The 12,947-nt window shown below is 73.6% G+C and carries 8 protein-coding genes; 7 read left to right on the forward strand and 1 reads right to left on the reverse strand.

What is annotated here, in order from left to right; all coding sequences use genetic code 11:
• Positions 1 to 223 precede the first annotated feature (223 nt).
• Positions 224 to 2,380 (forward strand): hypothetical protein, encoded by a 2,157-nt coding sequence (locus ACFYV1_RS02940; protein WP_389393562.1) that lies wholly within the window; start codon positions 224 to 226, stop codon positions 2,378 to 2,380.
• Between the two features lie 113 nt (positions 2,381 to 2,493).
• Positions 2,494 to 3,462 carry a hypothetical protein gene (locus ACFYV1_RS02945; RefSeq protein WP_389393563.1) on the forward strand — a complete coding sequence of 323 codons (969 nt, stop codon included), beginning with the start codon at positions 2,494 to 2,496 and terminating at the stop codon, positions 3,460 to 3,462.
• Positions 3,463 to 3,472: 10 nt separating this feature from the next.
• On the opposite strand, the gene ACFYV1_RS02950 is transcribed toward ACFYV1_RS02945, so the two are convergent.
• Positions 3,473 to 4,069, reverse strand: coding sequence for an NAD(P)H-dependent oxidoreductase (locus ACFYV1_RS02950; RefSeq protein ID WP_389393564.1), 597 nt, complete (start codon positions 4,067 to 4,069; stop codon positions 3,473 to 3,475).
• A gap of 119 nt (positions 4,070 to 4,188) precedes the next feature.
• Here ACFYV1_RS02950 and ACFYV1_RS02955 point away from each other — a divergent pair, with 119 nt between their 5' ends.
• From ACFYV1_RS02955 to ACFYV1_RS02975, 5 genes are all read left to right on the forward strand, one after another.
• A complete protein-coding gene (locus tag ACFYV1_RS02955; protein WP_389393565.1) occupies positions 4,189 to 4,368 on the forward strand; it encodes a hypothetical protein in 180 nt (59 codons plus the stop codon).
• Positions 4,369 to 4,682: 314 nt separating this feature from the next.
• Positions 4,683 to 5,969 (forward strand): MFS transporter, encoded by a 1,287-nt coding sequence (locus ACFYV1_RS02960; RefSeq protein ID WP_389393566.1) that lies wholly within the window; start codon positions 4,683 to 4,685, stop codon positions 5,967 to 5,969.
• 112 nt (positions 5,970 to 6,081) lie between these two features.
• Positions 6,082 to 7,437 carry a non-ribosomal peptide synthetase gene (locus ACFYV1_RS02965; RefSeq protein ID WP_389393567.1) on the forward strand — a complete coding sequence of 452 codons (1,356 nt, stop codon included), beginning with the start codon at positions 6,082 to 6,084 and terminating at the stop codon, positions 7,435 to 7,437.
• Between the two features lie 192 nt (positions 7,438 to 7,629).
• Positions 7,630 to 11,010 (forward strand): amino acid adenylation domain-containing protein, encoded by a 3,381-nt coding sequence (locus tag ACFYV1_RS02970; RefSeq protein ID WP_389393568.1) that lies wholly within the window; start codon positions 7,630 to 7,632, stop codon positions 11,008 to 11,010.
• A complete protein-coding gene (locus ACFYV1_RS02975; protein WP_389393569.1) occupies positions 11,007 to 12,914 on the forward strand; it encodes an amino acid adenylation domain-containing protein in 1,908 nt (635 codons plus the stop codon). Before ACFYV1_RS02970 ends, ACFYV1_RS02975 begins: the two co-directional genes overlap by 4 nt.
• Positions 12,915 to 12,947 lie beyond the last annotated feature (33 nt).

Raw genomic sequence — 12,947 nt, forward strand, 5'->3', positions numbered from 1 at the left:
CACGCGGCGCAGTCGCGGCACGCCCGCCGTTTCCGGGTCCGGCCCGCAGGCCATGACGACGCCGTTGAAGGTGAGTCGGTCGACGACGGCCGCGCGGAGGCGGGCGTCGGGCGAACGCGTCCGCGCGGATGCGGAGGATGGTGCACCGGCAGGTGAGGCGCGGCCCGCAGCCCAGGGGGGTGAACTGGTTCTGCCGTATCCGCCCGCCCCCTATGCTGCACCAGTGACTCATGCGAACACCCTGAACACAGGCTGTGACGACTTCCTCGCCTGGGCCGCCCGGGAGAGAGCCGTCCCGCTGCCCGTGCGCGCCACGGACGCGGTGCTCACGATGCTCGCGCTGCGCGGCGCCGACCGCCGGGCGGGCGTGCCGGAACCGACGCCCGCGCTGCTGCGTCAGGTGCTGCACGAGGACCTGCCGCTGCTGCTGTTCGCCGCGGAGGACGAACTGGACGCCGTACCGGACGCCCTCGCCGCCCTCGCCGACCGGGTCCGCGCGGCGGACCGCCTCAACGCCAAGCGCCATGCCCGGCTGCTCGCCGCCGTCGAGGAGGCCGTCCCCGAGTTCCGCCGTGCGATGGCCGACCCGGCGAACCTGACCTGGCACCGCTGGTACGCGTCGCTGCTGACCGCCGACGGGGTGGACGCCGACGACGCCGCCGCCGTACGGGCCTGGCTCGACGCCCACGAGAGCATGCCGCACGCCGACCGGCCGGCCCTCCCCGAGCCGCTGCACCGTTCCGACCTCGCCGACCGGACCTTCTCCGTACGCGCCCGTCTCGCGGAAGCACTCGTCGCCGCGTTCGCCCGCGACACCCGCGAGGCGTCGCCCGCCGGCCCCCTGCTGCCCGCACCCCCGCTGGCGGCCGACCGTCCGGACGACGCGCTCACCGGTGAACTCGACCGCGTCGCCGCCGCGCTGACCGACCGCTGGTCGGCGGTCGGCCTCAGCGAGGCGCTCTCCGGGCCGCACGCCTCACTCGCTCCCGGGCCCGAGGCGATGCCGCACACGGCGCTCGCCGACCGGATGCTCGACGAGCATCTCGACTACTACGGCGACTCGTCCGTCCCCCTGCCGCCGCCGTCCTCCCTCCCCGCGCCCGACGAGATCCGGGGGCTGCTGAGCACCGCACCGCTGCCCGCGGCCCTGGCCGCCGGGACCTTCGACGACGAGCTGCGCGAAGTCGCGGAACGCTGCGGGCTCCCCGGCCCCGCCACCGCCGTGTGGACCGACGGCACCCCGCGGGAACTCGTCGAGCTGGCCGCCGACATCCTGGCCGCACAGGCCGAACGGCTTCCCCCGGCCGACGGCCCGGACGACGCCTACTCGTTCGACGCGGCGCACATCCTCTACTCGCTCTACGAACGGGGCTGCACCCCCGATTCGGTGGTGCGCAAGGTCTGCGACGCGAAGGACGACGGCGTACCGCCCGAGCTCGAGGACGCGCCCGCACCCGTACCGGGCAGTGCCCCCGTCGCCTACGAGCTCCCGTCGCCGAGGGAGCTCTCCGCCCTTCTCGGGATGCCCGGCCGCACCGAGGCCGACCGCGCCGAACTCGAGGCACCGGCGCGCGGTCTGGCGGGCGTCGTGGACCGGCTCGCCGAGACCGGATGTGTGTTCCGCACCGGGGACGCCTACGGTCTGACCCCGCTCGGCGCCGCCGTCATGCGCTTCGTGATCACCGCCGGTCATGTGGCGGCCCCCGACCAGGACACCGTCACCGGCTGGGACGCGGCCACGACGATCGCCGCGATCCGGCACTGGCCCACCCAGCTCGCCTCCGCTGCGCTCGCCGCGTGGGCGACCCGCAACGGCGGCACCGACCAGGCGTGGGGCGAACTGCTCGGAGCAGTCTCCGCGGCCAGATCGGACGACGCCAACGCCGCCCGCACGTCCGAGTACTTCGCCCGTCTCGACCTCGCCGCCGTCCCCGGCACCGCGCTCCACGCGGCCCTCGCCGACCCGGTGACAGGGGCGACCGCCCGCCGGCTGCTCGTGGCACGGGGGGAGTCCGTCCCCGAGGACGCCGTCCCGCTCACCGCACGCGCGACGGTGCTCGTCGAGGAGCTGGACCAGCGCTGGATCGACGACATGCTGGTCCACGTCAAACGCCGCGACACCACGGGGGGCACCGGCGTCCCGCATCCGGTCGACATCCCGCCCACGACTCTCCTCCCGGCCTTCGACACGGCCGCGGCCGGCTGGCCCGGCGGCGCCGCAGCGCTCGCCGACGCCCTGGCCGACGCCGACCCGGGCACCTCGCTGCGCATCCTGGACACGCTCCACGCCCACCACCCGGACCGTACGGTGGCGGACGCCGCGGGCCACGCGCGGAAGACGGCACACGCGGCGCTGTCCCGCCCCGGGTCCCGGCACTGACCTCACACACTCCGTTCCGCTTCACCGATCGCGGGCGACCATCCCGCGTCCGGGGCGCCGGAGCCGACTGGGTAGGTTGATGCCGGTCCGAGCCCACCGCCGGAGGAGAAGACGTGCCCGCCGCCGCCCGCCCCCGCCTGCTGTACGTGACCGACCTCGCCTACCCGGCTCGCGGGCGGCGCTACTGCGACGAGGACATCCTCCTCACGGCGAGGCTGCGGGAGGACTTCGGCATCGCGCTGTGCCACCCGCAGGACACCACGGCGCTGATGGACGCCTTCGACGCGGTCGTCGTCCGCAACAGCGGCCCCGTACTGCACCACCAGGCCGAGTACGACGCCTTCCGGGAGCAGGCCGCGGCGCGGGGGACTCGGGTCTACAACCCGCTGTCCGGGCGGGGCGACATGGCCGGCAAGCAGTACCTGCTGGACCTGACCGTCGCCGGATACCCGGTCATCCCCACCGTCGACCGGCCTGAGCATCTGACCCGTCTCCCCGAGACGGCCGAGTACGTGGTGAAGCCCAAGGCGGGCGCCGACTCCATAGGGCTCGAGTTCGTACCGCAGGAGGCTCTCCCCGGGCTCGCCGCACGCGGTGACCTGCTCGTCCAGCCGCGGGTGGACTTCCGCCACGAGGTGTCCTTCTACTTCGTCGACGACGCCTTCCAGTACGCCCTGTACGCCCCCGACCCCGGACGGCGCTGGGTCCTCGAGCCGTACGAGCCGACCGGGGCGGACCTGTCCTTCGCACGTCGCTTCATCGACTGGAACACCCTCCACCACGGCATCCAGCGCGTCGACGCCTGCCGGACCCGGGAGGGGGAACTGCTGCTGGTCGAACTGGAGGACCTCAACCCGTACCTCTCCCTCGACCGCGTACCGGGCCCGGTTCGGGACGCGTTCGTCAGCGCCGTGAAGGAGTCCCTGCACCGCTTCCTCGACGCGCCCGGGCCCGGACCGGCACCTGCGCCCGGGCCCGGACCGGTTCCCGCGCCCGCTCCCGGGCCCGCACCCGCTCCCGGGCCCGCACCCGCGCCCGCTCCCGGGCCCGCACCCGCTCCCGGGCCCGCGCCCCGCCGTTGACTCGCCGGGATCAGCCGTCGAGCAGCGCCGCGGCCTCCCGGCGCGCCGCGAGGAGCCAGTCCGCGCGTTGCTCGTCCGTCGAGTCGGTGACCGTGCGGAAGACGACCCGGCGTACGTCGTCGACACCGACGTACGGCAGGACGCACGCCGACCAGATGCGCTCCAACGGGTCCCCGAACTCGCTGTGTTCGCGTTCCGCCGGAGTGTCCGAGGTGTTCAGCACGAGCGCCCGGCCCGCTCGCAGCAGCCCCACCGGTTCGCCCTCGGCGCTGCCCAGCTTGTAGGCGACGCCGGGTACGAGCACCCGCTGCGCCCAGCCGGTGAGGACCGCAGGCGGCATGCCCCACCAGTTGGGATGGACGAACACCACGGCGTCGAACGTGGCCACCTCGGCGCGGTGCACGGCCAGTTGCGGATCGAGGGTGTCCTCCGCCGCCTGGACCGTCTCCGTCTCGTCGGCGGTCAGCACCGGCGAGAACCCCTCGGCATACAGATCGTGCGCGACGACGTCGGCTCCACATCCGTCCAACTCGTCGAGGACGGCGTCGAAGACGGCGTGGTTGAAGCTGCCGGGACGTGGATGTGCGAGATAGACCCCGATACGCATGTGCTGCTGATCCCCCCGGATCGATGTGGACCGGTGCCTGCCACGCGGCCTTCTTTCCTGCCTCGGCACCGGATCCTAGGCCCCCGACTCGCAGACTGCTTCCGGCCCGCGGGGAGTCGGTGCCCGAGGACGCGGTCCCGCTCTGCGCGCGTGCCACGGTCCTCGCCGAGGAGCCGGACCAGCGCTGGATCGAGGACATGCTCGCCCATGCGCACCGACAGGACGCCGACGGATCCTGGAAGTCCTCCGCACCCACCACCCGTACCGCACCTCGGCCGCCGCAGCAGGCCGTGGCGTGAAGTCGGCCCACCGGGCGTCGGCAAGGCGCTGACGTGGCCTTCGAGGGCGATGACCGGCAGGCGAGGGTTGATTTCCAGTCAACCGTACGATCGGTGGGTACAGGAGGCGTGCCGTTCTCAGGGGCGGCCCGTGTCACGCCGATCCGCCGAGGGTCGCGACGGGCTTCCGGGCGGGCGGGGCACCGAAGTTCATCCGACGGTCGGCCATTTTTGATTGGCTATTTGGCGCTTGAGTGGGGATCAGCCGCAAAATCTGGCTGAAATCACTCTTCGTGCTTTGGTTCTTTGATCAACCTCCGGTGAAGGTTGCGTGTATGCCCCCTTTGTCTAGGGCCGCTTCCGGCGGCCTGTTCCGTATGCGTGACTTCCGTCTTCTGCTCGCCGGTGCCGCGGCGGGGCAGGTCGGTGCCCAGGTCACCCTGGTCGCGCTGCCACTCGTGGCCGTCCTCGAACTCGAGGCGACCGCCTTCCAGGTCGGCCTGCTCACCGCGGCCGAGACCGCCGCGTTCCTGCTCATCGGGCTGCCGGCCGGGGCATGGGTCGATCGGATGCGCAAGCTGTCACTGATGATCAGGGTCGACCTGGTGCGCGCCGCGGCGATGGCGAGCATCCCGTCGGCCGCCGTCGCAGGTGTCCTGACGATGCCTCAGCTGTACGCGGTGGCTCTGGTCACCGGCGTGGCGACCGTCTTCTTCGACGTGGCCCACCAGAGCTATCTGCCTCAGCTGCTGCCCAGGGAGCAGCTGGTCGCGGGCAACGGGGCCCTGGAGACGGTCCGTTCGTCGGCGCAGGTGACGGGCCCCGGCCTCGGCGGCGGCCTGGTGCAGCTCGTCGGAGCGCATTTCGCCATCGTCGCCGACGCGATCGGCTACGCCGTGTCCGCCCTGTTCCTCCGGGGGATCAGACAGCCCGAGAGCAAGCCGGAGGCGCTGCCCGGCGCTTCGCTGCGCGCAGACGTGGCGGAGGGCCTGCGCTTCGTACTCGGGCACCCGCTGCTGCGGGTCATAGCCGTGGCGACCGGCCTGGGCAACTTCTTCACCGCGATCGTCATGGCCACTCAGACCGTCTTCCTGGTGAGGGTGCTCGGCCTGGAGCCCCTCGCCGTGGGCCTGATGCTCTCGGCGTCCGCGGTGGGAGGTCTGGCCGGTGCGCTCTGTGCCGGCAAGCTGGCCGACCGGTTCGGCCATGCCCGCATGATCTGGCTGTCCCCACTCGTCACCGGCCCGTTCGCGCTGCTGTGGCCGCTGTCGGGCCGGGGGGCGTCCGCCGTGATGTTCGCGATCGCCTCCGGCGCGGTCTTCTTCGGCGCGGTCGTCTACAACATCGCCCAGGTGAGTTTCCGTCAGGCGCTCTGCCCGCCAAGGCTGCTGGGCCGGATGAACGCCACCCTGCGCTTCCTGATGTGGGGCACCCTGCCGCTCGGCGCGCTCGCCGGCGGCGCCGTGGCGGGCGCGTTCGGGACGCGGACCGCACTGTTCGTCTGCGCGGCCGGCTTCCTGGCCGTTCCGCTCCCGCTGCTGCTGTCCCCGCTGCGCCGGATGCGGGAACTGCCCGCCCCGGTGGACGACGAAGGTCCGGCGGAGAGCGTGAGCGCCGGCTGACCGGGGCCCGGTGTCTCACCGGATCGTCCCGCCCGTCACCCCTTTCCCGCCCGTCACCCCTTTCCCGCCCTTCCCGCCGTTCCGGCCGTTCCCGCCGTACGAATGGAGTCACGTGCCCGCCAGCATCACCACCCAGTACCTGGAGCGCTACCAGCGCCTGGGCACAGGCGACGCAGGAACGATCCTGCTGCCCGTCACAGGGGCCCAGCGGCGCTTCGTGCTGGCGCGTTCCCTCGACCCCGCCGGCCGCCCGGACATCGTCCCGCTGTTCTTCGCCTTCCCGCGCGGCACCATCGATCCGGTGCGGCTGCGAACGGCCGCCCAGCATCTCGCCGCCCTGCACCCCGCGCTGCGTTCCCGTCCGTCCGTGGTGCGTGCCACTCCCGTGCTCCGCGTGGCGGAGCCGGACGTGCCGGTGGCGGAGGTCGAGTGCGCACCCGGTGAGGACACGACCGGGGCGCTGCGCCGCGTGCTCGGCGAATGGACCGCGAAAGGCGCGCCGCTGCGGCTGTATCTGGCCCGGGGCGGCCGGGACACCGAGGAGGAGGTGCTCGCCGTGGTCCTGGACCACGCCGCCTGCGACGGCCAGTCCCTCGCCCTTCTCGTCGAAGGGCTCGGCGCCGCCTACCGCGACGACTCGGGACCTGAGGACGTCTCGCCCGCCGACGCGGCCGCTGAACTGACGGCGTACCGCGAGGCGGTCCTGCTGCAGCTCGACGCCGAACACCGCGCGAGCTCGCCCGCTGCGCTCGCGTACTGGGGCGAGCGGCTGCGTGCGGTGCGTGAGAAGGCCCCCGCACCCCGTGCGGACCTCCACCGCGCCGGTACGCCATCCACCGGCACGGCCGAGACCCGGATGCCCGCGCCCGGGGCCGGGGCCGGGGCCGGTGTGCCGTTCCCGGCTCTCCTCGACGCCTGCCGGGCGGCGGCCGCGGTTCTCCACGGAACCGGACAGGTGTCGCCCATCGGATATCCCTGGGGTGGGCGCCCCGCCGCTGCCGCGCCGGTACTCGGATGCTTCCTCAACACCGTCGTACACCCCGCCGACACGGGGGATGCCGCACCCGACCCGGATGCGACCGCCGACGGCTGGTGGGACGACCTGGACCGGGCCGACACACCGTTCGACGAGGTGGTGCACGCCGCCCGGTCGACCGGGTCCCAGTGGTCGGGACGGCTGGACGGACTGCTGACCGTCAACGACGCCCGCCGCTTCCCACCGCTGCGGCTGGGCGGTGCGGTGGGCCGCGAGACGCACGTCGGAGGCCGCCGCATACAGGCGCCCTTCGTGGTCGGTGTCGATCAGGGCACCGAACTCCACGTCCGCATGGCGTGGGACCGCACCGTCGTGGACGACCGGACCGCGGAGGAGGCGTTCACAGCACTGCGTTCAGCGCTGCCCGGCTCGGCGTTGCTCAGCTCAGCGCTGCCCACCGCACTGCCGACCGGCGCCCCCGCCGGCACCTGAGACTCCCCGGTGCGGCGCGTACGCCGCCCCGGCCCCTCGAAACAGCACGTCAGCGAAGGAACGGCCACACCCGTGGCCGCGAAGCCCGGCCGACCGACCGCGTGATCCGCGCAGCGGCCCGACACCTCACCGCCGAGGAGCACGACCGTGCCCCTCGGCCCACCCGAGACCCGACAACCTCAGGGATCGCCCATGCTTCCCCTCTCCTCCTCCCAGGAGATCGTCTGGCTGCACGAACAAGTGCAGCCGGGCAGCCGCGCCTACAACTTCACCGCCGTACTCGACCTGTGGGGCACCCTCGACGAGGAGGCCCTGCGCCGCGGGCTCGCCGCCACGCTCGAGAGACATCCCGGGCTGCGACTGGAGCTCGTGCCCGTCGCCGGCGCGATACCGGCGCAGCGCGTCGCCGTGTCGTGCCCGCCCCGCCTGCGCACCGTGGACATGAGAGGGGAGGCCGACCCCGAGGCCGCGTTCAACACGCTGCTGCGGACCGAGGCCGAGACCCCGCTCGACACCACCGAGGCACCGCTACTGCGCTGGACACTGGTGCGGCTCGGTGACGACAAGCACCGGCTGATCCACGTGGAGCACCATCTCATCCACGACGGCCACTCGTTCGCGATCCTGCTGGCCGACGTCTTCAGCGTGTACCGCGCCCACGTGCTCGGTGAGTCCACCGCGCTTCCGGCCGCCTCCTCGTACGCCGACCACATACGCGCCCAGGCGGACGCGGACCGGGCCGCCGGGACCGCAGCCGACCAGACCCGGTCGAGCCTGGACTACTGGGCGGCGGAACTGGGCGACGCCTCCTACGACATGCCGCTGCCCGGCCTGGCCCGCCCCGGCGTGCAGCGCCGCCACCACGGCGGGCAGCTGCGCCAGTCGATCGGCGCGGACCTCGTCGAGCGTCTGCGTGCCCACACCCGGGACCGCGGCCTCACCCCCTTCGCGACGCTGCTCGGGCTCTTCGCCGAACTGCTGCGCCGGCACAGCGGCCGTTCCCGGATGGTGGTGGGCACCGCCGTGGGCAACCGCCCGCGCGGCTTCGAGGACGCCGTCGGCATGTTCGTCAACACGATCCCGCTACAGCTCCGACTGGACCCCGACGCGCCCGCCCAGGACACCATGGACGACGTGACGGACACGCTCATCCGTGCCCTGCCGCACCAGGCGGTACCGATCCAGGAGTTGACCCGCACCCTCGGACTGCACACCTCCGGCGCCGACAACCCGCTGTTCAGCGTGATGTTCAGTGCGCATGACGCGCCACTGCCCGAGATCGAGGTGCCCGGTCTGGACATCACCCTCTTCGAAGGGTTCAACACGGGCACGACGCGCTTCGACCTCGACGTGGTGCTGCTGCCCGACGACCGGCGCGGGGTCGGGCCCCGCCACGGGGCGCCCGGCATGACGCTCGTCTGGGACTACGACGCCGACCTGTTCGACGAAGACGTGGTGCGACTGCTCGCTGAGCGGTTCCTGGACCTGCTACGGGCCTATCTGGACGCGCCCGAAACCGTGCTCGCCGAACTCGCCCTCCCTGCGGTGCCGGAGCCGGCGGTGCACCGGCCGGCCGCTGCCACTCCCGCTGCCGCTGCCGCTGCCGCTGCCACTGCCACTGCCTCCGCCGTGCCGGGGCGCGGTCCGCTCGACCCGGTCGCCTCCCAGGACCCGTCCCTGCCCGCACTGCTGAGCGGCGCCCGCCGCATCACCTACGGCGAACTGGACGCACAGGTCGCCTCCCTCGCGAGCCGGATGCTCGCCGCCGGCGTGACGGCCGGCCGGCCCGTCGCAGCGGTGCTCCCGCGGGGAGCGGAGTCGGTGGTGACGCTGCTGGCGTGCCTGCGGACGGGAGCGGTGTACTGCCCGTTGTCGCCGCTCGACCCGCCCGCCCGCCTCGAGTTGCTGCTCGAACGGCTGTCTCCCGCGCTGGTCCTCACCTCCACCGGCACCCCTGTCGTCCTCCCCGCCGGTCTTCCGACGGCGACGCTCGACACGGCCGTGCTGCCCGCGGCCGCAGCGTCGCGGGTCGTGGCGAACACGGCGTACATCATCCACACCTCGGGATCGACCGGTGTACCCAAGCCCGTCGCGGTCGGACGGGCGGCGCTGGAGAACCATATGACCGGTGTCGCCGAGCGGTTCGCCCTCACGGCCGGCGACCGGGTCCTCCTGTTCGCCCAGCCGTCGTTCGACGTGGCGCTCGAAGAGGTCCTGCCCGCCCTCCACACGGGCGCCTGCCTGGTCGTGCCCGAGCAGGACGTACCCACCGGGACCGAGGTGGCCGATCTCCTGGCCGGCGCCAGGGTCACCGTCGCCAACCTGCCCACCAGCTACTTCCTCGCCGTCCGCGAGGACCTGAGGCCCGCGCTGAGGGAGGGCCGCTGGACGCCGAGGACGGTCGTGCTCGGTGGCGAGCGCCTCCCGGCGAAAGCCATGCGCGGCTTCCTCGAGGACACCGACGCGACGGTGCTGAACGTGTACGGCGTGACGGAGGCGGCGATCAGCTCCACCGTCCACGAGATCGACAGGGAGGAGCTGGTGGACGGGGCGGAGATCCCGCTCGGCACCGAACTGCCCGGCGAGCGCGTCCACGTCCTGGACGAGGGACTCCGACCGCTGCCCGCCGGAGCGGTGGGCGAACTGGCCGTCGCCGGTGCCGGACTGGCCGAGGGGTATGTCGACAACCCCGAAGCCACCGCGGCGCGCTTCACGACGGTCGGCGCGCTGGGCGGCGAACGGGTCTACCTCACCGGCGACCTCGGCTACCGCGGCCGGGACGGGCTGCTGCGTTTCCTGGGTCGCAAGGACAACCAGGTCAAACTGCGCGGATACCGCATCGAGCTGGAAGAGGTGGAGGCCGCCGCCTCCGCCGTGCTCGGCGGCCGCTCCTGCGCCGTGGTCCTCGACCGGGAGGCGAGCGGCGGACCCCGGCTGGTCGGCTTCCTGGAGGCCACGCAGGCCACGCAGGCCACGCAGGCCACGCAGGCCACGCAGGCCACGCAGGCCACGGAGAACGCGGAGAACGCGGAGAACGCGGCGGACCGGCCCGAGTGGGACGGGCAGGCCCTGCACACCGAGCTCGGCCGCCGACTGCCCGGCGCTCTCGTGCCGGCGCAGTGGGTACGCCTCGACGCCATGCCCACCCTCGCCGGAGGCAAGCCGGACCGGGCACGGCTGGCCCGGATGGCCGCCGAGCTCGAACCGGCCGAACCGGCCGAACCGGCCGAGCCGGCCGGGGACGACGCCGGTCTCCCGGCAGCCGGCACGGCGCCGGCCGAGTACGACGATCCCTCGGTGGCCCTGCTCGCCGAGGGCTGGGCCGAGGTGCTTGGCCACAGCCGCTTCCAGGAGACCTCGCACTTCTTCCAGGTCGGCGGACACTCGCTGCTCGCCGCGCAGTTGGCCGTCTGGCTGGAGGCGCGCCTCGGCGACCGGCCGCCGCTGCGGCTGCTCTTCCGTAACCCGGTGCTGGCCGACCAGGCCCGCGCCGTCGCGGCCCTCGCCGCAGGCCCTCGGCCGACCGCACACACTCCCGCCCGTACCCCTGCGACCGCTTCCTCGGAGTCATGATGACCGGCACACACAGCGCACACGTCACGAGCGGGCAGGACACGACCGCCGCTGTCGTGCATTGTCCGGCACTCGAGGGCCACGCCACGTCCGGCGTGCTCTCCCGCTACGACGAGTGGGTGGCCCGCTCGCCGCAGGCGCCCGCGTTGATCGACGGGTCCCGCCCCTGGAGTTACGAGCAGCTCGACACGGCAGCCGACGAGCTCGCGCGGGTGCTGCGGGGCCGGGTCGGCCCCGGAGACCTGGTCGGCGTCTGCCTGGACCGTTCGACCGCCCTGGTGGTGACCGCGATCGCGCTCGCCAGGATCGGCGCGGTGTATCTGCCGCTGGGCCCACGGCCCGGTGAGCGCCGCATCGCCGCGGTCACCGAGGACGTCGACGTCGTCTGCCTGATCGGCGACCCGGACGTCCTGCCCGCCGCCCACCGCGAAGGCGAGTGGATCGAACTGCCGCTGCCCCGCGGGGAGGTCAACGCCGTCGCCGGCGTCGTCGCGGCGTTCGCCCCGTCCGTACCCGGCGCGCGCCCCGCCCCGCCGGAGGCGATGTACGCCGTGCTGACGTCCGGCTCCACCGGCCGGCCGAAGGCGGTGGCCGTCGCCGAGCCGGCCCTCGCGGCGCTCCTCGACTGGTACCGGGACGAGACCGGGCTCGCTCCCGGTGACCGGCACACACTGCTGATCGGTGTCGCCTTCGACCCGCATGTGCTGGAGCTGTGGGCGGCACTGACCTCGGGCGCGACCCTCGTACCCGCCCCGGACGACGTCCGCTGGGACCCGGCCGCGCTCACGGACTGGTGGCGCGACGCCGCCGTGACCGTCGCCGTGACGGCCACCCCCATGACGGAACCGATCCTGGACCGGCCCTGGCCAAGGGACCTGAAGCTCCGTCACATCATGGTCGGGGGTGACCGGATGCGCCGCCGACCGGGCCCCGACGTGACCGCCACGGTGCACAACGCCTACGGTCCGGCAGAGGCCACCGTGATCACCACCACCCACGCCATGCGTGCCGACGACGACGCGGCCGAGGACACCGCGCCCCCCATCGGCCACCCGATCCCGGGCGCGTGCGTCGTCGTCACCGACGAGGACGGCACCGTCGTCCCCCGCGGGCAGGACGGCGAACTGCGCATCGGCGGCAGCTGCCTGGCCCTCGGCTACCTCGACCCCGAGCTGACCGCACAGCGGTTCACCGCCCCGGGCGCGGACCCCGCCCTTGCCGGCGTCGAGCGGCTGTACCGCACCGGCGACCGGGTCCGGATGCTGGCGGACGGGCGGCTCGAGTTCCTCGGCCGCCTCGACGACCAGGTGAAGATCAGCGGCGTGCGAATCGAACCGGCCGAGGTGGAGGCCGCGTTGGAGCAGCACCCCGCCGTCCGCAGCGCCGTCGTCACCGCCCCGTCGAACGACCGGGGACACGCCCGCCTCGTGGCGTACGTCCTGCCTGCTCCGGGCGCCGCGCCCGCCGAGGACGAGCTCCTTGCCTCTGTACGGTCCTGGCTGCCAGAGCAGGCCGTGCCCTCTGCCGTACGCGTCGTGGACGCCTTCCCGCTGGACGCCAACGGCAAGGTGGACCGGGCCGCGCTGCTCAAATCGGCCCAGACGGCCGCCTACGCGGACACCGGCTCTGTCCCCGAGGACGGCCTGTCGCAGGACGCGACCGAAAGCGAGCGCCTCGTACTGGCAACTGTCCGCGACCTGTTGGACCGGCCCGAGGCCGCGCCGGCCGACAACTTCACCGACCTGGGCGGCACCTCGCTCGACGCCGCCCGGCTGCTGGCGGCCCTCGAGCGGGAGACCGGACTGCGCCTGCGCGCGGTGGAGTTGCTGCGTCAGCCTGACCTGAGGGCCGTCGCGGCTCTTCTCGACACCCGCCGCTCCGCGTCGCGCACCGCGGGGGCCTGACATGACGACCCACCTCCCGCAGCCCCCGGCCGA

It is taken from the genome of Streptomyces sp. NPDC003023, assembly GCF_042888225.1.
In the GTDB taxonomy this organism is placed as follows: domain Bacteria; phylum Actinomycetota; class Actinomycetes; order Streptomycetales; family Streptomycetaceae; genus Streptomyces.

Coding starts and splice junctions, on each gene's coding strand:
- ACFYV1_RS02970 (WP_389393568.1), top strand. CDS start 7,630: ATGCTTCCCCTCTCCTCCTCCCAGGAGATCGTCTGGCTGCACGAACAA.
- ACFYV1_RS02950 (WP_389393564.1), bottom strand. CDS start 4,069: ATGCGTATCGGGGTCTATCTCGCACATCCACGTCCCGGCAGCTTCAAC.
- ACFYV1_RS02975 (WP_389393569.1), top strand. CDS start 11,007: ATGATGACCGGCACACACAGCGCACACGTCACGAGCGGGCAGGACACG.
- ACFYV1_RS02960 (WP_389393566.1), top strand. CDS start 4,683: ATGCCCCCTTTGTCTAGGGCCGCTTCCGGCGGCCTGTTCCGTATGCGT.